Source organism: Streptomyces sp. 12E (assembly GCF_055633275.1).
The window spans coordinates 3,873,465-3,897,574 of record NZ_JBVNCJ010000001.1 but is presented as its reverse complement, the minus strand read 5'-3'; the positions used below and the strand labels follow the sequence as shown (position 1 = coordinate 3,897,574).

Annotated in this window: 26 protein-coding genes; 3 read left to right on the top strand and 23 right to left on the bottom strand. The window is 72.8% G+C overall.

The window, feature by feature from the left end:
- Positions 1–61 precede the first annotated feature (61 nt).
- From ACZ8ZB_RS18110 to ACZ8ZB_RS18040, 15 genes are all read right to left on the bottom strand, one after another.
- Positions 62–724 carry a response regulator gene (locus tag ACZ8ZB_RS18110; protein WP_470738739.1) on the bottom strand — a complete coding sequence of 221 codons (663 nt, stop codon included), beginning with the start codon at positions 722–724 and terminating at the stop codon, positions 62–64.
- A complete protein-coding gene (locus ACZ8ZB_RS18105; protein ID WP_470738738.1) occupies positions 721–2,061 on the bottom strand; it encodes a sensor histidine kinase in 1,341 nt (446 codons plus the stop codon). The genes ACZ8ZB_RS18110 and ACZ8ZB_RS18105 overlap by 4 nt, the downstream gene beginning before the upstream one ends.
- Entirely contained in the window at positions 2,054–3,241 is a 1,188-nt protein-coding gene (locus ACZ8ZB_RS18100) for an acyltransferase family protein (RefSeq protein ID WP_470738737.1), read from the bottom strand. The genes ACZ8ZB_RS18105 and ACZ8ZB_RS18100 overlap by 8 nt, the downstream gene beginning before the upstream one ends.
- Complete coding sequence (locus ACZ8ZB_RS18095; protein ID WP_470738736.1) at positions 3,238–4,353, bottom strand: alpha/beta hydrolase; 1,116 nt, start codon at positions 4,351–4,353, stop codon at positions 3,238–3,240. Before ACZ8ZB_RS18095 ends, ACZ8ZB_RS18100 begins: the two co-directional genes overlap by 4 nt.
- 154 nt (positions 4,354–4,507) lie before the next feature.
- Positions 4,508–5,377 (bottom strand): alpha/beta hydrolase, encoded by an 870-nt coding sequence (locus ACZ8ZB_RS18090; protein ID WP_470738735.1) that lies wholly within the window; start codon positions 5,375–5,377, stop codon positions 4,508–4,510.
- Positions 5,378–5,520: 143 nt separating this feature from the next.
- Positions 5,521–6,741, bottom strand: coding sequence for a kynureninase (gene kynU, locus ACZ8ZB_RS18085; RefSeq protein ID WP_470738734.1), 1,221 nt, complete (start codon positions 6,739–6,741; stop codon positions 5,521–5,523).
- Positions 6,734–7,564, bottom strand: coding sequence for a tryptophan 2,3-dioxygenase family protein (locus ACZ8ZB_RS18080; RefSeq protein WP_470738733.1), 831 nt, complete (start codon positions 7,562–7,564; stop codon positions 6,734–6,736). The genes kynU and ACZ8ZB_RS18080 overlap by 8 nt, the downstream gene beginning before the upstream one ends.
- A 148-nt stretch (positions 7,565–7,712) precedes the next feature.
- Complete coding sequence (locus tag ACZ8ZB_RS18075) at positions 7,713–8,126, bottom strand: DUF3151 domain-containing protein (protein ID WP_470738732.1); 414 nt, start codon at positions 8,124–8,126, stop codon at positions 7,713–7,715.
- 190 nt (positions 8,127–8,316) lie between these two features.
- Positions 8,317–9,348 (bottom strand): class II fructose-bisphosphate aldolase, encoded by a 1,032-nt coding sequence (fbaA, locus tag ACZ8ZB_RS18070; protein WP_085572427.1) that lies wholly within the window; start codon positions 9,346–9,348, stop codon positions 8,317–8,319.
- Between the two features lie 262 nt (positions 9,349–9,610).
- Positions 9,611–10,159, bottom strand: coding sequence for an orotate phosphoribosyltransferase (pyrE, locus tag ACZ8ZB_RS18065; protein WP_470738731.1), 549 nt, complete (start codon positions 10,157–10,159; stop codon positions 9,611–9,613).
- 10 nt (positions 10,160–10,169) lie between these two features.
- Positions 10,170–10,958 carry an aldose epimerase family protein gene (locus ACZ8ZB_RS18060; protein WP_470738730.1) on the bottom strand — a complete coding sequence of 263 codons (789 nt, stop codon included), beginning with the start codon at positions 10,956–10,958 and terminating at the stop codon, positions 10,170–10,172.
- A 179-nt stretch (positions 10,959–11,137) separates the two neighbouring features.
- A complete protein-coding gene (locus ACZ8ZB_RS18055; RefSeq protein ID WP_470738729.1) occupies positions 11,138–12,022 on the bottom strand; it encodes an SRPBCC domain-containing protein in 885 nt (294 codons plus the stop codon).
- 87 nt (positions 12,023–12,109) lie between these two features.
- Positions 12,110–13,774: a polyamine aminopropyltransferase gene (locus tag ACZ8ZB_RS18050; RefSeq protein ID WP_470738728.1), complete on the bottom strand. Its 1,665-nt coding sequence runs from the start codon at positions 13,772–13,774 to the stop codon at positions 12,110–12,112.
- A gap of 124 nt (positions 13,775–13,898) precedes the next feature.
- A complete protein-coding gene (locus ACZ8ZB_RS18045) occupies positions 13,899–14,417 on the bottom strand; it encodes a DUF2617 family protein (RefSeq protein WP_470738727.1) in 519 nt (172 codons plus the stop codon).
- A 973-nt stretch (positions 14,418–15,390) separates the two neighbouring features.
- Positions 15,391–15,957, bottom strand: a complete 567-nt coding sequence (locus ACZ8ZB_RS18040; protein WP_470738726.1) for an ALF repeat-containing protein — start codon at positions 15,955–15,957, stop codon at positions 15,391–15,393.
- Positions 15,958–16,217: 260 nt separating this feature from the next.
- Between ACZ8ZB_RS18040 and ACZ8ZB_RS18035 the strand changes: the two genes are divergently transcribed.
- Positions 16,218–17,411 (top strand): pyridoxal phosphate-dependent aminotransferase, encoded by a 1,194-nt coding sequence (locus ACZ8ZB_RS18035; protein ID WP_470738725.1) that lies wholly within the window; start codon positions 16,218–16,220, stop codon positions 17,409–17,411.
- 6 nt (positions 17,412–17,417) lie between these two features.
- Here ACZ8ZB_RS18035 and ACZ8ZB_RS18030 read toward each other — a convergent pair whose 3' ends face one another.
- From ACZ8ZB_RS18030 to ACZ8ZB_RS18005, 6 genes are all read right to left on the bottom strand, one after another.
- Positions 17,418–17,957, bottom strand: coding sequence for a hypothetical protein (locus ACZ8ZB_RS18030; protein ID WP_470738724.1), 540 nt, complete (start codon positions 17,955–17,957; stop codon positions 17,418–17,420).
- A gap of 62 nt (positions 17,958–18,019) precedes the next feature.
- Positions 18,020–18,406: a PIN-like domain-containing protein gene (locus ACZ8ZB_RS18025; protein ID WP_470738723.1), complete on the bottom strand. Its 387-nt coding sequence runs from the start codon at positions 18,404–18,406 to the stop codon at positions 18,020–18,022.
- On the bottom strand, positions 18,396–19,052 hold the full coding sequence (locus tag ACZ8ZB_RS18020) for a DUF433 domain-containing protein (RefSeq protein ID WP_470738722.1): 657 nt from the start codon (positions 19,050–19,052) through the stop codon (positions 18,396–18,398). The genes ACZ8ZB_RS18025 and ACZ8ZB_RS18020 overlap by 11 nt, the downstream gene beginning before the upstream one ends.
- A 97-nt stretch (positions 19,053–19,149) precedes the next feature.
- Complete coding sequence (locus tag ACZ8ZB_RS18015; protein ID WP_470738721.1) at positions 19,150–20,049, bottom strand: hypothetical protein; 900 nt, start codon at positions 20,047–20,049, stop codon at positions 19,150–19,152.
- A 282-nt stretch (positions 20,050–20,331) separates the two neighbouring features.
- A complete protein-coding gene (locus tag ACZ8ZB_RS18010; protein ID WP_470738720.1) occupies positions 20,332–20,463 on the bottom strand; it encodes a DUF397 domain-containing protein in 132 nt (43 codons plus the stop codon).
- Positions 20,426–21,325 carry a helix-turn-helix domain-containing protein gene (locus ACZ8ZB_RS18005; protein ID WP_470738719.1) on the bottom strand — a complete coding sequence of 300 codons (900 nt, stop codon included), beginning with the start codon at positions 21,323–21,325 and terminating at the stop codon, positions 20,426–20,428. The genes ACZ8ZB_RS18010 and ACZ8ZB_RS18005 overlap by 38 nt, the downstream gene beginning before the upstream one ends.
- A gap of 178 nt (positions 21,326–21,503) precedes the next feature.
- Between ACZ8ZB_RS18005 and ACZ8ZB_RS18000 the strand changes: the two genes are divergently transcribed.
- Together ACZ8ZB_RS18000 and ACZ8ZB_RS17995 are read left to right on the top strand one after the other, a co-directional pair.
- The gene (locus ACZ8ZB_RS18000; RefSeq protein WP_470738718.1) at positions 21,504–22,022 is read left to right on the top strand and encodes an ATP-binding protein; all 519 of its coding nucleotides are present in this window, start codon (positions 21,504–21,506) and stop codon (positions 22,020–22,022) included.
- 177 nt (positions 22,023–22,199) lie between these two features.
- On the top strand, positions 22,200–22,559 hold the full coding sequence (locus ACZ8ZB_RS17995) for a DUF6119 family protein (RefSeq protein WP_470738717.1): 360 nt from the start codon (positions 22,200–22,202) through the stop codon (positions 22,557–22,559).
- Between the two features lie 211 nt (positions 22,560–22,770).
- On the opposite strand, the gene ACZ8ZB_RS17990 is transcribed toward ACZ8ZB_RS17995, so the two are convergent.
- On the bottom strand, positions 22,771–23,388 hold the full coding sequence (locus ACZ8ZB_RS17990; protein WP_470738716.1) for a DUF1707 SHOCT-like domain-containing protein: 618 nt from the start codon (positions 23,386–23,388) through the stop codon (positions 22,771–22,773).
- A 157-nt stretch (positions 23,389–23,545) separates the two neighbouring features.
- Positions 23,546–24,073 carry a YbjN domain-containing protein gene (locus ACZ8ZB_RS17985; protein WP_030827697.1) on the bottom strand — a complete coding sequence of 176 codons (528 nt, stop codon included), beginning with the start codon at positions 24,071–24,073 and terminating at the stop codon, positions 23,546–23,548.
- Positions 24,074–24,110: the final 37 nt, after the last annotated feature.

The following is a 24,110-nucleotide window of genomic DNA, read 5'->3' as shown; positions in this document are numbered from 1 at the left end:
CGCTGAGAGGGGTTCCCGGGCATCCGTCTCAGGTACTACGCGGGTCACGGCGGGCTGCTCCTCAGTATCCCGAGGGACGGACCAGTCCCGACTCGTACGCGAACACCGCCGCCTGGGTGCGGTCCCGCAGACCCAGCTTCACCAGGATGCGGCCGACGTGCGTCTTCACGGTCTGCTCGGCCACCACGAGGCGGACCGCTATCTCCGCGTTGGACAGGCCCTGCGCGATCAGCGCGAGCACCTCCGTCTCGCGTTCGGTCAGCTCCCCCACACGCTGTCTGAGCGGGGTGCGGGGGCGGGCGTCCAGCCGGGAGAACTCGGCGATCAGCCGGCGGGTGATCCCGGGCGCGAGCAGGGCGTCCCCGGCCGCCACCACCCGCACCGCCTCGGCGAGCTGGTCGGCGGAGGCGTCCTTCAGCAGGAAACCGGAGGCGCCCGCGCGCAGCGCCTCGTACACGTACTCGTCGAGGTCGAAGGTGGTCAGGACCAGGACCCTGATGTCCGGGGTGGCGGCGGTGATGCGGGCGGTGGCCCCGATGCCGTCGAGTTCGGGCATGCGGATGTCCATCAGGACGACGTCCGGGGCGAGTTCGGCGACCCGCGCGACCGCGTCCGCTCCGTTCACCGCCTGGCCGACGACCTCGATGTCGGGCTGCGTGTTCAGCAGCACGGTGAAGCCCTGCCGGACCATCTGCTGGTCGTCGGCGATCAGTACGCGGATCATGCGGCGCCGTCCTGGGGAGGGGGTGCGGAAGCGTGCGGGGCGGAGGCCGGGAGGTAGGCGTGGACCTTGTAGCCCCGGCCGGTCCAGGGGCCGGCCGTCAGCCGGCCGCCCAGCATGACCGCGCGTTCCCGCATGCCGAGCAGCCCGTGCCCGGCCCCGGCGGACGGCGGCGCCTCCCGGGTCGGGCCGGTGTTGACGACCTCCACCCGCAGTCCCCGCGGATCGTAGGACAGGACGACGTGCGCGGTCGCGCCGGGTGCGTGGCGCAGGACGTTGCTCAGCGCCTCCTGCACGATCCGGTACGCCGACAGCTCCACCCCGGGCGGCAGCGGGCGCCGCTCGCCGGTCAGTTCGGTGGTCACGGTGAGTCCGGCGGCGCGGGTGTTCTCCACCAGCGATGCGAGCCGGTCGAGGGTGGGCTGCGGGGCGTGCCGGGAGGGGTCCGGGGCGCCCGCGCGCTCGCCGGGGGCGGGGTGCTCGGAGCGCAGCACGTCCAGGACGCGGCGCAGTTCGGTGAGCGCCTCGACCGCGTTCTGCCGGATGCCGGCGAGGTTCTCCTTCAGCTCGTCGGACGGGTCCTGCACCAGGTGCGGGGCGACCTGGGCCTGGATGGAGATCACCGACATGTGGTGGGCCACCACGTCGTGCAGCTCCCGGGCGATCCGGCTGCGCTCCTCCAGGAGGGTGCGGCGGGCGCGTTCCTCGGCGGTGAGGGTGGTCTGTTCCACGAGTTGGGCGCGGGCTTCGCGGCGGCCGCGCAGGGCGCCGCCGAGGACGACGGCGACGGTGAACAGGACGACGGCGAGCTGACCGGTCGGCTGGTAGTTCGTGGCGCCCACCAGGCCCTGTACGGCGTAGGTGACGAGCGCGGTCAGTACCAGCGCCTCCACCGCCACTCGGGTACGGGCCCGCAGGGCGAGCAGCAGCAGGACGAGCAGGTGCGCGATGATCCCCGCGGCCGACCAGGGCCAGGTGAACTTGTCACCGTCCGCGACCATCACCGCCCGCACGGCGAACGCCCCCACCAGCATGGCCGCCGTCGACATCCACCACGCCGGGATCGGCCGCCACAGCGCGCACACCATCGCGCCGGCCTGGGCCAGGGCGATCAGGAAGGCGAACCCGGGGTCGACCCCGCCGTTGTCGTTCAGCTGGGCCGCGTCACCGAGCAGCACGCCGAAGGCGGCCAGGCACACGATGCCGTGCGGCAGCCAGCGCAGCCAGGTCGAGGAGGGCAGGGGGTCGACCCGCGCGGTCCACAGGTCGTCCCGCAGCACACCGAACCACCGCCGGACGGTCTCGGCCCCCTTGTTCGCCACGCGGTCCAGCCTAGACACGCCGTGCCTCCTTCGCCGCCGTCCGGTGCGCTCGGAGCACCCGGGACCGTCCGCTCCTCCGCCCGCCCCCGCCCCGCTCCCACGACCGGAACGCGGACCGGCACACGGCGAGGGCCAGGACGAACACCGGCAGCCAGGCCAGCCGGGCGGCGACCCAGCCGAGGCCGTCGGGGACGGTGTGCAGGCCGGGGAGGCGGCCGGCCAGGAGGCCGGTGGCGGTGGTCGCCATCAGGGCGGACTGGTGCCAGAGGAAGACGGTCATCGCGGAGAGGTTGACCAGCGCCACCGCCGCCCACGCGGCGGGGCGCCGCATCGCGCCGCGCAGCCGGTCCCGCAGCAGCAGCGCCAGTCCGCACTGGGCGAGACCGAAGGTGACGGCGGCCAGCGTCGGCGGGTTGAGGTTGGAGACCCCGGCGCCCGGGACGCCGACCATCGACGCCGGGTAGCCGGCCCAGGCGACGAGCGCGGCCGTGGCGGCCGTACCGGAGAGCAGGAGGAACCAGCCGGACCTGCGGCGTTCCAGTTCGCCGCGCGTCCAGGCCGCGCCGAGGGCGTACGGCACCAGCCAGCCGGCCGCCAGGTTCAGCCAGCCGAGCCGGTCGGGGGCGCCGAGGCCGAAGCGGAGCAGGTCGACGTGGAGGACGACGGCGAGCGGCCACAGCGGGTGGAGGCGGGCCAGCAGCGGGGTCGCGGCGGTGAGGGCGGCGAAGACCAGCAGGAACCACAGCGGCGACAGGGCCAGCTTCACCAGCGTGCGGACGGTCGTGTACTCGGCGCCGGAGAGCAGCAGGACGGCGGCGACGGCCGTCCACAGGGCGAGGACGGCGGCGACCGGCCTGAACAGCCGGCCCAGCCGGCCGCGCAGCCAGCGGCGGTACGGGATGCCGCGGGCGCGGGACGAGGCGTGTCCGCGGGTCGCCACGTGGCCGCCGACCAGGAAGAACACGGCGAGGGTCTGGAACGCCCAGGACACGGGCGCCAGCCACGGCATGTGCTGGAGCGGGCTGGCGGTGCGCAGGGTGCTGCCGTCCGCGACGAGGGCGGTGACCAGCCAGTGGCCGAGGACGACCCCGAGGACGGCGCCGGCGCGCAGGGCGTCCACGGCACGGTCGCGGTGGGCCGGGGTGGCCGCGTCGACGCGTCCGGCGGCGTCGCGCAGCGCGGCTGCCAGGCGGTTCACGTGGTCACCGCCGAGGTCTCGCCGAGGACGATCCGGGTGAGGTTGGCCAGGGAGACGGAGCCGGCGGCGAAGTAGTCGCTGTGGCCGCCGTCGCCGGCCGCGAAGACCCGGGCGCCGAAGGCCGGGGAGACGGGGTCGGCGCCGAAGCCGACGGTGGTGCCGAGGAGGTCGGCGCTGAGGTGGGGGACGTTCCCGATCCAGTCGTCGGCGCCCCGGGCGGCCCAGATCCGGGCCCGGGTGCGCAGGTCGGCGGCGGTGTCTGCGCCGGTGCCGGGGCTGCCGACGAGGACGATGTCGTCGACGTCGAGTCCGTCGGCGGCCTCGGCGCAGACGACGGAGCCGTAGGAGTGGCAGAGGAGGGAGACCCGGGCGCCCTGCCCGGCGACGTCGCGCAGGCCGCCGACGAGCTCCCGCAGTCCGGGGGCGGCTTCCTCCGCCCGGTCGGTGGTGGCGACGGTGGTGCTGACGGTGCCGGGGGTCTCGTAGCCGAGCCAGGCCACGACCGCGGCGCGCCCGCCGAGCCGCTCGTGCAGCGCGAGGGCGGCGGCGCGGAACCGGCCGTAGGTGTCGATGCCGGTGTCGGAACCGGGGACGAGGACGGCGACGCGGTCGGCGTGCGCGAGGTCCCCGAGCACCTCGGTGACCAACCCGGGCCCGCGCCCGTCGAAGTGCAGCAGCTGCCGCCCGGCCAGGGCCCGGTCGGCGGCGGCCCGCCTCCGGTCCCCGTACGCGTCGGCCGTGCGGGCGGCCTCCAGGGCGTTGGCCCGGTTGGCGGCGTAGATCGTGCCGAGGGTCGCCGCGGAGGGCGCCGCGAGCACGGCGGGCTCGGGCGCGGGCACCCGCGCCCGGGCCGCCCCGGCCAGCGGCACGGCCACCGCACAGGCCACGAGCAGCGCGAGCACCCCATGCCGCACCCGCCCTCCGCGGGCAGTCGTGCCGCAGGGCGACGGGGGTCCCCCCGCTCGAGCGGAGCCGGGAGTGGGGGAGGGCGGGCGCCGGGGGCACCTCCCAGGCCGTTCAGGCACGGGGGGAAGCGCCCCGCGAGCGCCTGGCTGCGCGATCCCACCCCCGGCCCACGACCTCGCCGGTTCCCCCTCGCGCTCACGCACCATGGTGGTCGTACCTCCCCCTCCGCCCGGCCATCGGGCCTACTGGAAAGGGAAGTTACGGAGCGCCGCGGGTAACCCGCGTCCCACCGGGGGACTCACCCGCGAGGTAGCTCCCAGGTACTACGGGTACGACCGGGCGTCGGCCCGGAAGCGGTGCTCACCAGGCGAGTTGAGCGATCTCCTCCGCCACCACCGCGCACGCGTCCGCTGCCGGATCGATCAGCGGGAAGTGCCCCACGTCCTCCAGCAACGTCACCCCCACCACCTCCCCGGCCTTCGCCGCCGCCTCCGCGTACGACTCGGCGACCGCCTGCGGGACCACGACGTCGGTACGCCCCTGCACCAGGGTGGTGGCGATCCCGGTGGGCAGCAGCAGCCCGGGGTCGGCGTGCGGCCGACGCTCCGCGAAGTGGTCGTCACCACCCAGCAGTTGTCGCACCGCGCCCCCGCACACATCCAGCTTGTCGGCGACCTCGAGGTCGGCGATCGGCGCGAGGGCGACCACACCGCGCAGTGGCGCGGGCCCGTCCGTGCGCCAGGGGGAGCCCGCCGGCAGGACGTGCCGCGCGGCGGCCCACAGCGCCAGGTGCCCGCCCGCCGAGTGCCCGGTGAGCACGACCCGCCGCGGGTCGGCCCGCGGCACGCGCTCCCGTATCAGCTCCGGCAGCGCGTCCACCGCGGCGGCGACGTCGTCGAAGGTGTCGGGCCACCGCCCCGCGGCCGGATCGCCACCGCCCGGCTCCCCCGCCCCGCACCGGTACTCGACACTGGCCACGGCGAAGCCCCGCCCGGCCAGGAAGGCCGCGAACGGGCTGATGTGCCGCCGGTCGTACGACGCGCGCCAGGCGCCGCCGTGCAGCACGACCACCACCGGCGCGGGCCCGCCCTCCCCGCGCGGCGCGTAGAAGTCGACCAGCTGGTCCGGGGCGTCGCCGTAGGCCGCCGTGGCATCGGGGTCCACGGGCGGGTGGGAGAGGGCCGACGCCTCCTCGGCGGCGGCCCGGGCGGCTGCGGCGTCGTCCGTCATTGTTCCAACCTCTCAGCGACGAGACACGGGTGACGGACCGGCGGTAACGCGGCCGTTCGGCCGGGACGGTACCAGCACGCCCACGGGCACCGGCACGGGGATGTCACGCCCGGTCAACGGGCCGGGGGCGGCCCCGCACGAGGTCACCGCCCCGGACCCGTCCACGCCAGCACCTCCGCCAGCACCCGCGCCGCCCGCTCCACGTCCGCGAAGCCGACGTACAGCGGGGTGAAGCCGAAGCGGAGCACGTCCGGCCGGCGGAAGTCGCCGACCACCCCCCGCTCGATCAGCCGCTCCATCACGTCACCGGCGTCCGGGCAGCGCAGCGCGACCTGGCTGCCCCGCTCCCCGTGCGCACGCGGCGTCACGCACTCCACCCTGCCCTCGGGCACGTACTCCTCGACGCACTCCAGGAAGAAGTCCGTCAGCGCGAGGGACTTGGCGCGCACCGCGTCGATCGTCACCCCGTCCCAGACCTCGAGGGCCGCCTCCAGGGCGAGCATGGAGAGGATGTCCGGGGTGCCGACCCGCCCGCGCACCGCGCCCGTCGCCGGCGCGTAGTCCGCCCGCATGCCGAAGGGCTCCGCGTGGGAGTTCCAGCCGGGCAGCGGCGAGTCGAAGCGGTCCTGCAGGTCCGCGCGCACGTACAGGAACGCCGGCGCACCGGGGCCGCCGTTCAGGTACTTGTAGGTGCAGCCGACCGCCAGGTCCACGCCGTGCTCGTCCAGGTCCACCGGCAGCGCGCCCGCGCTGTGGCACAGGTCCCAGACGACGTACGCCCCCGCCGCGTGCACGGCGGCCGTCAGCGACGGCAGGTCGTGCAGCCGGCCGGTGCGGTAGTCGACGTGGTTGAGCAGCACGGCGGCCGTGCGGTCGCCGAGCGCGGCCGGGACCTCGGACGGGGGCACCGGACGCAGCGTGCAGCCGGTCATCCGGGCCGCCGAGCCGGCGATGTAGCCGTCCGTGGGGAAGGTGGTCGCGTCGACCACGATCTCGTCCCGTCCGGGCCCCCCGGCGGCTGTCAGCCGCGCCAGCCGCACCGCGCCCACCAGCGCCTTGAACACGTTGACGCTCGTCGAGTCGCCGACCACGACCTGCCCGGCCGCCGCGCCGACCAGCGGCGCGATCCGGTCGCCGATCCGTTCCGGCGCCGTCCACCAGCCGCCCTCGGTCCAGGACCGGATGCGCAGCTCGCCCCACTGCCGGCGCACCACGTCCTCGACCCGGCCGGGGACGGCGGCGGGCAGCGCGCCCAGCGAGTTGCCGTCGAGGTAGACGACGTCGTCCAGGACGAACCCGGCCCGCTTGGCGGCCAGCGCGTCGGCCCCGTCCAGCTTCTCGGCCTTCGACATCAGCTCAGACATACGACCTCGCCGTCCACAGCTCGGGGAACACGCTCTTCTGCGCCCGCTTCTCCAGCCAGGCCACCCCGGCGGAGCCGCCCGTGCCGGTCTTGGCGCCCATCGCGCGGCGGGTGGCGACCAGGTGGTCGTTGCGCCAGCGCCACACCAGCTCGGCGACGTCGGTCAGCGCCTCGCCGAGCCGGGCCACCTCGTCCCGCTCGTCACCCGCGTAGACGGCCGTCCAGACCGCCTCCACCTCGGCCGAGGGCTCGTACCGCCTGGTCACGTCGCGCCGCAGCACGTCCTCGGGCACCGCGTGCCCGCGCCGGGCGAGCAGCCGCAGCACCTCGTCGTACAGGCTCGGCTCGTGCAGCGCCTTCTCCAGCTCGGCGTGCACGCGCGGCGCGCCCCGGTGCGGGACCAGCATGGACGCGGACTTGTCGCCGAGCAGGAACTCCAGGCGCCGGTACATCGCCGACTGGAAGCCGGAGCCCTCGCCGAGGGCGCCGCGGTAGGAGTTGAACTGTGCCGGGGTGAGCCCGCTCAGCGGCTTCCAGGAGGCGTTCAGCGCCTCCAGCTCCCGTACCGACCGCTTCAGCGCGTCGACCGCGGTCGGGACGTCGTCCTCGCGCAGCGCCTTCGCCGCGGTCTCCCACTCGTGGACGATGACGGTGAACCACAGCTCCATGACCTGGGTGGTGACCAGGAAGACCATCTCCCCGGGATCGTCGGAGAGGGTGTGCTGCAGGTGGGTGAGGACGTCGGCCTTGACGTAGTCCTCGTAGGGGGTCGTCCCCTGGAAGTCGAGATGCGGGGTCTCGGGCTCGTGAGCCTCGTGGGACATCGCGGTCTCCTGCTGTGTGCTCCGGGTGGCGGTCCGCCCCTGCCGTTACCGGCACGGGGGCCCCGGTCCCCACGGTGCATCCTGCGCAATCGTCCCCCACCACCGCAAGGCCCGCCCGCTCACGGGCGGGCCCCGCAGACGTCACGGGTCAGCCCAGGACCTGGGCCGCCGTCGGCGAGGAGTCCTCCAGGAACTGCGAGCAGCGCTCGTACTCCTCCTGCTCGCCGATCGCCTGCGCGGCGCGGGCGAGGGCGTGCAGGGCGCGCAGGAAGCCGCGGTTCGGCTCGTGCTCCCACGGCACCGGGCCGTGGCCCTTCCAGCCGCTTCGGCGCAGCGCGTCCAGCCCGCGGTGGTAGCCCGTGCGGGCGTACGCGTACGACTCCACGACGCTGCCCCGCTCGAAGGCCTCGTCGGCCAGCCGGGCCCAGGCCAGCGAGGAGGTGGGGTACTTCGCGGCGACGTCGGCGGGCGTGCTGCCCGACGCGAGCAGCTCGCGCGGGCCCGGGTCGTCGGGGAGGTGGGTCGGGGGCGGACCCCCGAGGAGGTTCTCGTGAATCGACATGGGTCCAGTCTCGTACATCGGCGGACCCCGCTCCGCGCTCCTCCCCCGGTTCCGTCCCCGCCTCCGGCGGGAACAACCGCCACGCTCCCGTGCCCGCGGCGCTCGGGGTGCCGGCGGTCCGGCGCCGGGCGTGCGGCGCGCACACGGAGGAGCCCGGCACCGCGAGCGGTGCCGGGCTCGACGCGTCGTGCTACTTCAGGCGGGTGCCGGTGGAGCGCAGGTTCCGGCAGGCCTCCACGACGCGGGCCGACATGGACGCCTCGGCCAGCTTGCCCCAGGTGCGCGGGTCGTAGGTCTTCTTGTCGCCGACCTCGCCGTCGACCTTCAGGACGCCGTCGTAGTTGCGGAACATGTGGTCGGCGACCGGACGCGTGAACGCGTACTGGGTGTCGGTGTCGATGTTCATCTTCACGACGCCGTTCTCCAGCGCGGTGAGGATCTCCTCCGGGGTCGAGCCGGAGCCGCCGTGGAAGACGAAGTCGAACGGCTGGGAGCCGGCCGGCTTGCCGTACTTGGCGGCGACGCCCTCGTTGAGCTCCTTCAGCAGCTCGGGACGGAGGACGACGTTGCCCGGCTTGTACACGCCGTGCACGTTGCCGAAGGACGCGGCCAGCAGGTAGCGGCCCTTGTCGCCGAGGCCGAGGGCCTCCGCGGTGCGGATCGCGTCGTCGACCGTGGTGTAGAGGGAGTCGTTGATCTCGTGCGTGACGCCGTCCTCCTCACCGCCGGTCGGGGTGATCTCGACCTCGAGGATGATCTTCGCGGCGCGGGCGCGCTCGAGGAGCTCCTGGGCGATGGAGAGGTTGTCGGCGAGGGTCTCCGCGGAGCCGTCCCACATGTGGGACTGGAACAGCGGGTTGCGGCCGGCCTTGACGCGCTCCTCGGACACCGCGAGCAGCGGACGGACGTACCCGTCGAGCTTGTCCTTCGGGCAGTGGTCCGTGTGCAGGGCGATGTTGACGTCGTACTTCTCGGCGACGATGTGCGCGAACTCGGCGAGCGCGACCGCGCCGGTCACCATCTCCTTCTTGTGCTGGCCGCCCAGGAACTCGGCGCCGCCCGTCGAGATCTGGACGATGCCGTCGCTCTCCGCCTCGGCGAAGCCGCGCAGTGCCGCGTGCAGGGTCTGGGACGAGGTGACGTTGATGGCCGGGTAGGCGAACTTCTCCGCCTTCGCCCGGTCGAGCATCTCGTTGTAGACCTCGGGAGTTGCGATGGGCATCTGTCCGCTCCTTATGCGTGCGGTGTGGCGTACTGCGTACGGTCGGCCCTGACCTGGAACCTTGGATGCGACGTCATTGTCGGGGCCATCTTCCCAGACTTGCCCGTCCGGTCGACGGCGCAGGTCAAGTCGTTATGCGGGAGATGCGAGGGATGCGGGGAGAGCCGGGAGGCCGGGGGCGCCCGGTGGCCGGGGCGCCCCGGGGGGGCCGGGGGCGCCCGGTGGCCGGGGCGCCCCGGGGGGCCGGGGGCGCCCGGTGGCCTCAGTCGAGGCCGAGCTCGTCCTTGGAGTAGGCGAACAGGTACGGCACCCCGGCGCCCTCCTGGATCTTCTCGGCGGCGCCGGTCGCCCGGTCCACGATCGTCGCGACGGCCACGACCTGGGCGCCGGCCTCGCGCACGGCATCGACGGCGGTCAGCGGGGAGCCGCCGGTGGTGGAGGTGTCCTCGACCACGAGCACGCGGCGGCCCTTGATCTCCGGGCCCTCGACGCGGCGCTGGAGCCCGTGCGCCTTGGCGGCCTTGCGCACGACGAAGGCGTCCAGCCTCCGGCCCCGCGCGGCGGCGGCGTGCAGCATGCTCGCCGCCACCGGGTCGGCGCCCATGGTCAGCCCGCCCACCGCGTCGAACTCCAGCTCCTCGGTCAGGTCCAGCAGCACCTGCCCGACCAGCGGGGCGGCCTCGCCGTCGAGGGTGATGCGGCGCAGGTCGACGTAGTAGTCGGCCTCCAGACCGGAGGAGAGGGTCACCTTGCCGTGCACCACGGCCTTGTCCTTGATCTGCTGCAGCAGCGCGCCGCGTGTGTCCGTCATGCCAGCCAGCTTAGAGGCGGGTCCAGGTCCAGGTCGTCGAGGCCTCCAGCGGCTCCAGCGGGGTGACCAGGCGCGGGTGGGTGTTCAGCCCGTCCGGCGGCCCCGTCTGCGGCTCGACGCACACGGCCTCGCGCTGCTCGTCGTAGACCACGACCCACTCCTCGCGGCTGGTCACCTTCAGCTCGAGCTGCCCCGGCCAGGTGAGGGTGACGTCGACGCCGCCGGGCATCCCGAAGCAGTCGTCCCACGGCCCGGGCCTCGGCTCGACGCGCTGCCCGGTCGGCAGGTGGTCCTCCCCGCGCTCCTCCTGCCAGGCGGGCTCGAAGCCGATCGCCACGTCCTCCCCGCCGAGGTTCCGGTTGAACCACGGGTGCCAGCCGATCTGCGCCGGGAAGGACGACTCGTACGTCTCCACGCTCATCGTCAGCGTCAGGGAGTCCCCGGTCAGCGCGATCCGCTGGGTGACCCGTCCGGAGTACGGCCAGGGCTCGACGAGGTCGTACGTGAGCACGGCCTCGTCGGCGCCCTTGCGGGCGGTGCGCCAGGCGGCGTCGCGGGCGGTGCCGTGGATGGCGTTCGGCGGGGCGTTGAGCGGCATCTGCTGCACGGTCGCGCCGTCCCGGAACCGCCCGTCACGGATCCGTCCGCACCAGGGAACCATCGGGAAGCACCCGAACCGCTCCCCCTGCCGCAGCAGCTCGACGCCCCCGACCCGCAGCCCTCCGACCCGCCCGCCGTTCCCCGGCAGCACAGTCGCCTCCGCGTCACCCGCGGTCAGCGTGATGTCTCCGTCGCTCACGCGACGACCCTACTGGGACGATCAAGAGCACGTCGCCACGACGGCCCCCGCCGGCCACGGACGGTCGCGCCCTCCCCCGGTGCCCGAACGGCCCCGGAGGCGCCCCCGGGCCGGCACGGGCGGACGCGAGGCGCCCCGTGAGCACCGGGCTGCGCAACGCCCCGCCCGGCGGCGACAGTTCAGCGGCGCCTGCGGAGCGCCCTGATCGCGACGACCGCCGAGGCCACCGCCAGAGCCGCCGCCGGCGCGGCCCACCGCAGGGGCGTGCCGACGGCGACGGTCTGCGGAGCCGGGACGGGTGCGTAGCGGCCGCGCGGCGGCGCGTGGTCCACCTCCTCGGCACTGCGGCCGATCATCGTCCGCCGGGCATGCGCCGCCTCGGCGACGGAGTCGTCGCCCTCCTCCTCGAACTCCTCCTCGAAGGCGGACGGCGGGATCTCCACGTCGAAGACGGGCGGGACGTCCCCGTCCGGAGAGGGCGGCGGGGTGCCGTCCACGTCCGGGGGCGGGGGCGGGGCGTCGTCCGGGGCCGACGGCGGTGCGTCGTCCGCGTCCGGGGTGGTCTCGAAGTCGGTGGTGGCCCGGGGTTCGAAGTCCCCCGTGGACAGCAGCTCGGGCGACTCCGGACCGGAGGGCCGCTCCGCCGCTTCGACGCCCAGGTTCCCCGCGAAGCGGTTCAGCAGGCGGGTCACCGCCGAGGCCACCGCGTCCGCCGGGAACTCCGTGATCCGGCCGTCGGCCGTCGCCGTGCCCTCCACCGTGAGGGTGGCGCCGCCCTCCGCGTCCCGCAGGCGCAGCCGCAGCGCGAGCTTCGCCGAGCCGCTGCCGCGGGCCTCCGCCGCATCGCCCTCGACGGCGTAGGAGCCGTCGTCCCGCGCGGACACCCGTACGGCGCCCCGGTAGGTGACGGAGTGGCCGCCCACCCGGACCTTCAGCCGGCCGGCGACGGGTTCCGCGCCGACGTCGTGCTGGAGTCCGGGCACCGCCCGGGCGACCCGCGCGGGGTCGTCCAGCACCTCCCTGAGCCGCTCCGCCGCGACCGGAACGAACACCTCGTGCTCCATGACTGCCGAGCCTACCCACGCGACACCGGGCTGCACCCCCGTCGGCGGGAAGTCGCGGCGCGTCGGCGCGGAACGCAGGAGAGGGGCTCAGCCGGTGTACCGGGGGTGCACCAGGGTGGACGGCGGCAGACCGGTGACCCGGGTGCGCTCCGCCGCCCGGACGTCCGCCGCGAGGGAGGCGTCGGTGAGCGTGCGCGGACGCGGTCCGGCGGGGTCGAGGCGCGGCTCGGGGAGGTGGCGGGCGGCCAGGACGAACCCCCAGTCGCGGTGGGCGTGGACGGTGGCCGTGGCGCCCCGGTCGGGTCCGGCGGCGAAACCGGTCCGCCGGCCGCTCACCCGGTACGCGGCGGTACGCAGCCCCGCCGCGCGGAGCGTCGAGTCCACCGTCCAGAAGTCGCGGGGACGGGACGCCACCGCGCCCCCGTGCACCACGAGCCGCCCGCCGGGCGCCAGCACCCGCCGGACCAGCCCGTAGAACTCCTGCGTGTACAGCTTGGCGCTCGCGGTGATCCCGGGATGGGGCAGGTCCGAGACGACGACGTCGTACGCCGCCCGGGGCGCCCCGCGCAGCCAGTCGAAGGCGTCCGCGGTGGTCACCCGCACGCGCGGGTCGTCGAGGGCGTGCGCGTTCAGCGCGGACAGCGCCGGGTCGCGGCGGGCCAGCCGCACCACGCCCGCGTCGATCTCGACGACGTCGGCCCGGCGCACGCCGGTGTGGCGCAGCACCTCGCGCACGGCCAGCCCGTCACCGCCGCCGAGGACCAGCACGCGGGTGTGCGGGCCGCGCATCGCGGGGTGCACCAGCGCCTCGTGGTACCGGAGTTCGTCCCGGCCGCCGACCCGCAGCCGCCCGTCGAGGAACAGGTTCAGGGGCCGCCCGTCCCGTCCGCCGGTGAGCAGCACCTCCTGGACGTCCGTCCGCAGGGCCACGCGTACGTCGGAGCCGTACAGGGCGTGCCGGGCGGCCCGCTCGAAGTCGTCGACGAGGACGGCGGCCGTGGCGAGGACGAGGAGCACGCACGCGTTGAAGGCGACCAGCAGCCGGCGGGCGCGCCGCGTGAGGTCCTGCCGGAACAGCCCGAGCACCAGCGCCCCGCCGACGACCGCGTTGACCGCGCCGGTGATCAGCGCGCCGGTCAGCTGGCCGAGCAGCGGCAGGAGGAGGAAGGGGAAGGCGAGCCCGCCGACCAGCGCGCCCACGTAGTCCGCGGCGGACAGGTCGGCCACCGCGCCCCCCGCGTCCTGCCGGCGGATCCGCTGGATCAGCTCCATCAGCAGCGGCACCTCGGCCCCGATCAGCAGCCCGGTGGCCAGGGAGAAGGCGACCAGCAGCGCGCGTGGGCCGCTCTCCCACACGCCGCCCCAGTCACCCGTCCAGGCGAACACGGCGTACAGCGCCATCGCGCTGCACCCGCCGACGAGGGCGAGGGCCGCCTCGACGGCGCCGAACCCGGCCGCCGCGTGCCGCCGCAGCCGTTTCGCGGCCAGGGACCCGATGCCCATCGCGAAGACCATCACGGACAGCACGACGGAGGTCTGGGCGACCGAATCACCCATCAAGTACGTGGCCAGCGCGACCAGTTCCAGCTCGTACACGAGTCCGCAGGCCGCACAGACGAACACGCCCGCGAGGACCAGGAACCGTCCGGTTTCCTGCCGCACCGGCAGCCGCAGCGGACTCTCCGCGGCGCCACCGGGCCCGTCCCAGGACTGCGTGGAGCCGGGCGGTGCGGGGGCCTGCGATTCGATCACCCCAGCGACGTTACGTTACTCCTCCACCGCGCAACGTCACCCACACGTGTGCTCTTTGTTTATGTTTGCCCGATATCGTCACGAGCAGTGACCCCGCCCCGACCCCCTTGGCCTCCGGCCGGCCTCACACCGCCGCCCTCGTCCGCACCCCCACCCTCGTCCGCGTCGTCACCAACTGCCCGTCCTGCGGATAGGCGTGCCAGGTCCGCCAGTGCACCTGACCCCCGTGGTGCTGGGCGAGCATCGCCGTGAACGCGTGCGGACTGCCGGGGAAGACCCCGGCGAGACCCTGCGGATGGTCGGAGACCAGGGCCAGCAACTCCTGGGCGCGGCCCGCGAAGGCCCCCGGGGAGAGCACCTCCACCCGGGCGGCGAACTCGTACTCCCAGTTGTCCACCTGCTTGGCCACGCCCAGCGGAAGCGGCGTGCTGCTGCCCGGGATGCACGCCACCGTCTCCGAACAGAGACCCCGCTCCTCCTCGACGAGCACCTGGTGGGACGCACCGAGCAGCCTCAACTGAACGTTTGTCCCGGCCAGTTCGAGATCCAGTGTGGCCAGCGCGGGAAGCGGCTCGCGTCCCAGGGCCCAGGCGAGGTCGGCCGCGCGCGTGTCGGAGTAGGCGGTGTTCAGGGTCGTGAGCATGGATCGGCTCCGCAAGCACACAAGGAGAGGGAGATAAGGGGGTCCGCGCACCCGGCCGCACCGGGAAGCCCGGCCGGTCAGCCCGGTCACCCGACCGGAAGAAGGGGCCGCGGGGAGTCCGAGGGCTGCGTCGGTGATTTATAGGCAATCATGAAGTGTGGTCCCACCACAGCGTTTTTACCCAACTTCGTGGGCTTTCCATTCCCTGGGGGGCTCCCCAGCTCACCTGTTCAACTCCGGCGCACACCCCGAGGTGACGGCGTACGCCGGTGCGCAGCGTCCCGGAACGGCACGGCGGGGCCCGCCCAGGTGCGGACCCCGCCGTCGCGGATGCGTCGTCCCCCGCAGTGGAGACGGGCTGCCCCGTGTCAGCCGCCTCCGCCGCATCCGCCACCCCCGCAGGACGACCCGCCTCCGCAGGACGAGCCACCCCCGCAGGACACTCCCCCGCCGGAGCTCGACGACGAGTGGGACCCGCCGCTGCCGCCCCCCGCCCACCAGCTGTCACTGCCCCTGCCGCGACGGCCGGCGCCCACTCGCCGCGCGGGCCTGCGCGCCACGCTCACGACCGCGACCAACAGTACGAAAAGCGCCACCAGGATGATGCCGATGACCATGGCGTCACCCTCCTCTCGTTCCCCCGTGATCCCCCGAAGCAGCCCCCCGTGGGCGCCCCGCTCACGTGTGTGACCGGGAGATGCCCTCCGCCCGCACGGCCCAAAGCAGAGTTGAGCAACTTCTGAGGGTGCGACCGGCCGAAGAGCCCTGGAAGGCGCTCGGGACGGTCCTCCAGGCGGGGGAAATCTCCCCGCCCTCGGATCGCCACCCCCGGGCGCGTACGGATCACGGTGCCGGGAGACGTCGGCGCGGAAGGCCGGGCCTGGCGTCAGGACGCGTGACACCGCGTGTACCCAGGACTTCGGGTGTCAGACGCGCCTGACCGTCAGGAAGGGGAGATGTCCTACTCGGGTCGTCAACCGGTCACCTGGTACTGGCCGACCTCCAGGAACCAGCGCATCTCCTCGGGGTCGCCGGCCCTGAGCATCTCGAGGGCGGCCGCCCGCAGCGCCGGCCTCGCCGCGGACCTGGATATGAGCTGGGCGAGCGCGACACGGTCGTCCTGGGCCTGTGCCAGGCGGTAACCGGTCTCCAGGAAAGCGCGCAGCGCCTCAGGGGAGCCGTCGTTGAGAACGGCCCGGCCCCGTGCGACGACCTCTGTGCCGGCTTCCGGGCGGGACATGTGCTGGACGATCGCGACACGGTCGTCCTGGGCCTGTGCCAGGCGGTAACCGGTCTCCAGGAAAGCGCGCATTTCCTCGATCGTGCCGTTCAGCGCCTTGTAGCCCTTCTCACGGACCTCCGTTCCGGCTTCCGGACGGGACATGAGCTGGACGATGGCGACCCTGAGGTCGTTGGGGTCGTCCGCGACCGCGGAGACCTGGACAGGGGGCGCGTCAGCAGCCAGGGCGGGCGGGGCGAGCATCAGGACCGGAGCCGCGGTGATCGCCGCCACGCCCACCGCCATGCGGGACATTCTCATGATGTGCCTCCCGGGTTTCGAAAAAGATGACATGACGGTAGGTCGGTTACCGTGCCCCGTCATTCGCTTTTCTGATCTTCCGACCGGGGAATCGGGAAGGCGGTCAAGGAACGCAGCAGGACCGTCCGTGGGCCGTCCGAGGACGGCCCACGGCGACGGACGACAACGGCTCCCCCGCTGCTCACAGGCCGTACCCCCGGGGCCGCCACGGGTGCGGATCCCCGGACGTGAGTTGAGGAACCCCGGAACCTCGGCGCAGGATGACCGCCATGACCTCCAGCGCGCGCCCCCTCCTGAACCGCCGGCTCGCCGAGTTCGGGACGACGATCTTCGCCGAGATGTCCGCCCTGGCCCTGCGGACCGGATCCATCAACCTGGGCCAGGGCTTCCCCGACACCGACGGCCCCGAGGAGGTCAGGGAGGCCGCCGTACGCGCCCTGCGGGACGGCCGCGGCAACCAGTACCCGCCGGGCCCCGGCGTCCCCGAGCTGCGCGCCGCCGTCGCCGCGCACCAGAAGCGCCGCTACGGCCTCGCCGTCGACCCCGACACCGAGGTCCTGGTCACCGCCGGCGCCACCGAGGCGATCGCCGCCGCGCTGCTCGCCCTGGTGGAACCCGGCGACGAGGTGATCGCCCTCGAGCCGTACTACGACTCCTACGCGGCCTGCATCGCCATGGCGGGCGGCGCCCGCGTCCCCGTCACGCTCCGCCCCCGCGAGGGCCGCTTCCGCCTCGACCTCGACGAACTGCGCGACGCCGTCACCGACCGCACTCGTCTGCTCCTGCTCAACACCCCGCACAACCCGACCGGCACGGTCCTCACCCGCGCGGAGCTGACCGCGATCGCCGAACTGGCGGTGGAACGCGACCTGCTCGTCGTGACCGATGAGGTCTACGAGCACCTGGTCTTCGACGACGCCGAACACATCCCCCTCGCCACCTTCCCGGGCATGCGGGACCGCACGGTGACCATCTCCAGCGCGGGCAAGACCTTCTCCTTCACCGGCTGGAAGGTCGGCTGGATCACGGCCTCCCCGGAACTGGTCACGGCGGTCCGCTCGGCCAAGCAGTTCCTCACCTACGTCTCCGCGGGCCCCTTCCAGTACGCGGTCGCCGAGGCCCTCGCCCTGCCCGAGTCGTACTTCACCGACTTCCGCGCGGACATGCTCGCCAAGCGCGACCTCCTGGCGGCGGGCCTGGAGGAGGCCGGCCTGACCGTCCACCGCCCGTCCGGCACCTACTTCGTCACCGCCGACATCCGCCCCCTGGGCGAGAGGGACGGCATCGCCTTCTGCCGCTCCCTGCCCGAGCGCGCGGGCGTGGTCGCCATCCCCACGGCCGTCTTCTACGACCACCGCGAACTGGGCGCCCCCTTCGTCCGCTTCGCCTTCTGCAAGAAGCGGTCCGTGCTGGAGGAGGCGTCCCGGCGCCTCAAGGCCGCCGGGGCCCGGTGAGCGCGGTCACTTGGTCTTGGACGACCCCAGCCACGTCTCGAAGTCACTCAGGACCTCGCCCATGGCGCCGAGGGACATGGGCGACGACTCGTACTGCATGGAGAGGTTGACCTCGTACAGCTTGTAGGCGGGCTCGGTCTCCCGTGCAGCCGCGCATGCTTCCGCCAGTACCCGGATCGCGCGCACCCGGTCGCCGGCTTCCACCGCTTCCACGAGGTCGGGCCACAGCGTGTCACCGATATGGTCGACGAGTTCCATGACGTGGTTACCGGCCCGGCTGGCACGGTCCTTGATCGCTTCCTGCCTGGCCTCGGCCCGATCCTCGGCCCGATGGGAGTCCCGTTCATCGGTGTCTTCCCAGGCATGGTCGCCCCAGATCTCTTCCCAGCGCTGATCAGCCCGTGCCAGAGCGGCCTCGAACGCGCGGTCCAGATCTTCCTGAGTGAGACGGGGATGCTCTCCGATGTTGTCGCGTTCGAACGATGACAGCGGCAGGCTGAGGTCGGGCACGGGGGTGTCGTCGCGCAGCGCGGTGAGGAGCAGCACGGCAAGGAGAAGTAGCTACGCGTGCGTGACGGCCCGGGTCCGGGTCAGGGCCGTCACGCACGTCACGGCCAGGTGCGCTCGATGCGGTCGCGTCGCACCGCATAGGCCGCGGGGCCGCCCCTGGCCACGGCCCGGTGGATGGCCTCACGGTGTGTGTCGAGCCGTCCAACCATCTCAGGGCTGGGAAGTTGCTGGTTGTCGAGGTAGAAGAACACCGTTTCTCGCTCCAGCACCGGCTGGATCTCCGAGTCTCTGCTCTTGATCCGGCCGTCCTTCGAGATCGGTACCCATGACTGGTCGAGACCGTAAGCGAGCCAGTCCTCGTCGGCGATGTCCTGTGCGTCGTCGGGGAAGACGTCTCCGATGAGGTGCACGATCCAGCCGCGCACCCTCAGCCCTTCCACGACGCGACGTCCGAGATTGCGGTCGAGGAAGAACTCAGGCGGCAAGGCGCACCACTGCCCGGCACAACGCGTCGACCTGCTCGGGTGTCATGTCGAAGTCGTACGCGATGTCCTCAACGCTCTCCCCGGCCTCCCAGAGGTCGGTGATGGCCTTGACCGCGACGCGGTTCGCGGCCACGACGGGCCTCCCGAGCCCGAACCTCGGGTCGATCACGACGGGGACGGACTCCGGGTACTGCCTGAGCCGCAGGCTGGTGGGGAAGTCGTCGTCGGGCTCCCAGTTCAAGTAGCGGAGGTAGTCGGAGACCACTTCGTGGATGGGTGCCTGACCGTCCCGGGCCCTGCGCAGGTCCCCCAGTCCGTGCTCGACGAAGATGTCCACGCCGTCCGTCGCGATGCGCTTCGAGACAAGGCCGTAGGGGGTGTCGAAGGCGTCCCGTACGGCGGCGGCCGCTTCCCTGATCTCGCTCATCCGCAGCCCCAGGGTTCGCAGGGAACGAAGGACGTGCGCCTCGGCCACCGCGATGAACGGCACCGAAGGCTGTCCCTTGCGCAGTGGTTCCACCTGGTGGACCAGCGGCGCCCCGGCGGCCCTGCTCTTCAGCCACGAGAGCAGGGTCGACTGCGGAATCTGCAGGTGAGAGGCTGTTTCCGTGGGCGTCAGAAGCCCGTCCTCGAACCGGTCGGCCATGCCCCACCTCCTCCGTCTGTCGTGTCCGCCAACGGACCTCGCATCGTCGCACATCAAGTCTCCCGTCCGGGGAGCGATCCCACACCCGCCCACCTGCTCAGCCGGCCGCACGAAGAAGACCCCCGACGAGGTGGTGTCGACAGTCCCGGCAGTGTCCGGGCTCCGGTGCGCGGAAGGCGCGCTCGCAGCCGTCGCAGGTCTGGAAGGGCAGCACGGCCGGGCGGCCGGGGAGGGGCGGGAGCGGGGCCGGGGGCGGCTCGGGCAGCGGCGTCTCGCGCAGGCGGAAGGCGAGGATGGCCGCCGGGCGGGTCAGGAAGCGGTCGGGGAGCCCCGTGGTGAGCAGTGCGGTGATCCGGGAGGGCGCGACACCGGCCGCCAGCCATGCGGTGACGGCCGGCGCCAGGCACACGGCCTCACGCTCGGACAGGACGAGACGCGGATCGACGCGGCGCAGGGAGGCCAGGACGGCGACCGCCTGCGGATCGGCATCGGCGAGTGCAGTCGGCTCCTCCGGCTGGTCCGGAGTGGGTACGGGAGCTGCTTGCGCAGCCACCGAAGAGGGAGCGGATTGCTCGGCTGCGGACGGCTTCCGGGGCCGGGGCGGCTTCGGCGGTTCCGGTGACCCGTCTGGGTCCGGCTGCGGGGTGCCGCCGGGTACGTCGTAGAAGTACGTCCGGGTGCGGATCCGCCCCGAGGGCAGACGCTCCCGGCATCGCTCCAGGTACCCGGCGGCCTCCAGCTCCCGCAGGGCCCGGGAGATCAGGATCTCACCCTCGGTGAAGTGTGCGCACAGGGCGGCGATGCTGACGGGGGTGCCGGTGGGCAGGGAGAGGATGTAGACCGCGACGCCGACGGTGACCGCGCTGCCGCGCCGTTGTGCGAGGGCGTTGGAGATCACGGTGAAGTCGGCGGTGAGCCGGGTGCGGACATGGATTACGCCGGAGGTCGGAGCCCCGGCGTCGGCGCGCAGGCGCGCGTTAGACTGCGAGTCAGCCATCGGGAAGGTTGCTTCTTCCTGATCGGTCAGGCCCTCGTTCCGGGACGGCGAATCCTGGGCGGGGGCCGTATCTGTTTGTGGTCGTCGCGGCGAACGTAACCGCCCACATCCCGCGCCTGCAAGCCGGTCACCCGCACGGGTGACGCGGGCCTTCCGGCCGGGAGGGTGGGTGGGCGGGTAGTTCTTTCCCCGGTTCTTTGGGGAGGTCAGTGACCCACCGGAACCTCATAGGCGAGGCACCGGCGGACCCGTACAAGGGCCGGCGACCGGTGCCCCGTTGACTCATACGCGGTGACGACCGTCCTTCAACTCGCCTATGAACGCCGCCCAGGAGACGGCCTCGAAGCACAGCGCCGGACCGTGCGGGACCTTGCTGTCACGGACGGGGACGACGCCGGGGAATCCGTCGACCACCTCCACGCAGTCGCCCCCCGCCTGGTTGCTGTAGCTGCTCTTGCGCCAGGCGGCGCCGGTCAGATCGGGACGGGAGAAGTGCGCCACGGTAGTTGCCCTCCATCGCAGACCGGACCATGTCGAGCGACATGATCGGGGGCAGGGCTGCCGCCCGTAGCCGATCGTAAATCACCTTGTAGCGGTTGATGTTGGTCGGTTCTTCGATGAGTTGGCCGTAATCCGAACCCTCCGTGTAGGCCACTTCCGAGCCGTCCGGCAGGATCAGGACCGTCAGCGAGCCGCCCATAGCCTCATGCCCGCCTTGGTCGAACGGCAGCACCTGCACAGTGATGTGACGCTTCCCGGCGACGTCAAGCAGTCGCGCCAACTGCTTCCGCATCACGGCATGGCCGCCAATCGGACGCCTCAGTACCGCCTCATCCAGGATTACGCACAGTTCCGGCCGATCCGAGCCCAGCCGTTGCTGCCGTCCCATGCGGGCTGCTACGCGCTCCTCCAACTGCTCCTCATCGTCCAGACCGAGAACGGCCCGCGCGTAGTCCTCCGTCTGCAACAGACCCGGCACCACATGGGCCGCATACTGCCTGATGGTCACCGCCCGCTCCGAGTACTCCATGAACTTCCGCGACCAGTCCGGAAACGCCTCCCGGTACACGTACGGCCACAGCTCGACCAGGAGGTCGTCCGCACCGAGAGCCGCGTCCAGCGCACGCGCCAGTTCCAGCGTCGGCTTCGCTCCCGACGCCCGCTCGATCTGCGTGATCCGGGTGCTCACCACGTGTGTCCTGGCACCGAGTTCGGCCTGAGTCAGGCCGGCCGCCGTACGGAGCCTGCGCACCCGCGCACCGAACAACGCCGCCATCGACGCACTGGGGTCAATTCCGTTGGCCAAAGCGTCACTTCCGTTCCTTATGGCCTGAAAGGTAAGCCTGCGCCCTCTGTCGAGCGTAGGGCGATCCGACGAACCTTGGACACGGAAAGCGATGACTCGTGCACGTTGCGAGACATTCCGAGCTCGATGGAGAGGGACGGACAAAGCCGTGCTCACAGGAACGATCACCTCTGGAGACGAGCCACGGCGGAGCTGCACGCCCACCGCATCGGACATCGTCACGCTCGTCGACGAAGAGAGCGGACGACCCTCAGCCGTCGCCCAGTTCACTTCCTCGCCACGAGGTGCGCAGCTAGCCCGACACTTCGCCGCCCGGTGCATGGAGGCGTGGGGTCACCCACCCGCGTCGGACGTGTCGTGCGCGATCGCCCTCGTCGTCGGTGAACTCGCCGCGAACGCCGTGCAGCACGGCCGGGTGACCGGACGGGACTTCGGCCTCCGGCTCACCCTCGACGAGGTGGCGGGCCTGGTACGGGTCGAGGTCGCGGACGCCGCCTCCACGAAGCGACTGCCCACCTCCACGCCCACGGCCTCTCCCGAAGGTGAGTCCGGCCGTGGGCTGCTCCTGGTGGAAGCCCTGGCGGTGCGCTGGGGTTCGTCACCTCGTCACCCCGTGGGCAAGACGGTATGGGCGGAGGTGCCCACGGAGCCGTCAACTCACCTGTAAGCATTGGTCACTTCGATAACCCCGGTTATCAACGGAGTCATGGTTTGAGTCTCCCTCCCTTCCCTAACGTCTGTTCCGTCGCACCGGGCTCGCACGGAGCCGAAGGCACTCGTCCCGCACCGTGTCCCGCCCGGTCGACTCCTCATCGGAACGGACCGCGGAAGGGCGGAGAGCGCCATGACGGAACACCCCGAGCAGAACCAGCCCCCGGTAAGCGTCGAGCAGAACGAGCAGCCTCCGGGCCCCGGCACCCGCCCCGGCCTTGGAAAGGGAAGAAAAAGGTTCTCCGAGAAGGTGGCCACGGCCCGACAGGGATTCGGTCTCCCCGAAGGCTTCCGGCCCTCGAAGGTCGTCTTCGCGGTCCTTCTGAAGGACGGCAACGCCCTCACCTCCGACGCTCTGTTCCCGTTCTCGCAGGTCACCCTGGTACAGACGGCGCGGACGCTCGAAGCGTGGGGTGTTCGGGTCGAGGTCGTCGGCATCACCTCCACTCCGCCGAGTGTCCCCGCCACCGGCATCCGGTGGTCGGCGGCGTGACAACACCGCGACACAGGAAGGCGCGGCGCCCGGTACCGGCCAGAACGGTCGGTCACCGGGCCTGGCTTTCCTCGCACGCGGGGCGCGTCCGGTGTAATGCCAGTGCATCGAGTCGAGGCCTGATAGACGTGCTGTGACAACGCTGGGCGCATCAGGGAGAGCCGGCCCGGTGGCTCCGTGGCGGACGCCGGGCCACCGCCCGCCACGCGTCCTAGTCCCGCACCGGGTTGCCGTTCAGCTTGCGCCGCTCCCAGCGGTTGGGGTGGCGGACGACCACCCCCGCCATGCCGCCGGACCCGGCGAGCCGGATCAGCGGGGTGCCCGGAAGCCGGTCGGACGTGGTCCTGTCCTTCAGGCCGCCGAGGCCTGGGTCCAGGGCGCCGGTGTCCGCGGCCCAGCCGTCGGGGATGACGATGGTGACACCGGCCGCCTCCCCGTACGCCTCCACCGTGACCTCCGGGAGGCGGCACTCGGCCCGGGTGAAGTCGAGCTTCACGCCCCCCATGCCTCCGTGGGCGATCACGTGCCCGGGGACCTCCCAGCGTCCGGGGCCCCGGGACGCTCCGTGGAGGCCGCCCTTGAGCACCAGGGGCGGCAGGTTCCCGGCGGACTCCCGCTTCGGCAGGTCCGCGGTCAGGACGGCCAGCTCGGCGTAGGTCTTGGAGGTCAGCGCCTGCTCCAGGCGCGCGTCCAGCTCGTCGAGATCGATGCGTCCCTCGGCCGCCGCGTCGCGCAGCTGCTCCACCACCGCTTCCCGGTCGTCGTGGGAGGCGCGGAGCTCTCCCGGGGGGACGGGGTGCGGGACGGGCTCCGGAGCCTGGGCTGTCATGGCCACAAGGATAAGCAGCCGGCGGGCCGGGCGGACCGGAGCACGGGAAAGCCCGCCCCCGGGGCCGGCCGTGGTGCGGTCGGTGTCGGGTGCGGGCTCTCCCCACGTACGACGCGTACCTGCGGGTACGCGCCGGAACGTCGTGACCGGGGACGGACTACTCGTCGTCCTCGGGCTTGTCCGCCTCGTTGATCTCCTGCTCCAGGCCGAGCTGCTCGACGAGCCACTTGTCGAACTCGATCGCGGCCCGCACCCAGCTCACCGTCGACGAGACGAAGTGCTCCAGGCTGACGCCCATGCCGATCAGCATCTGGGCCTCACCGATGAGGCGGACCGTGCCGTCGTCGTGGGTGTGGGTGTAGACCTTGGGCCACAGGGTGCGCCGGTTCCAGTCGTCGACGGACTCGAGCAGCTGCGGCTTCTCGTCGATCTGGTGCGGCCGGTCGTAGAACGTCCGGACGGAGAAGATCTGCTGGTCGCCCTCACCGCGGAACATGAAGTAGGTGCGGAACTGCTCCCACGGCGCCGCGAGGTCACCCTCGTCGTCGACGACGTACTTGAGCTCCATCTGGTCGAGGAGCTGCTTCACGAGGTCCTGATCCGGGACGACGGGGCCCGCCGGTCCTTGCGGCTGCGGCTCGGGCTGGCCCCCGAAATTCGGAATCGAGGACGGGTCGATGGTCATACTGGAAAACTCCTACGTCGTCTGGCGTCCGGCCGTC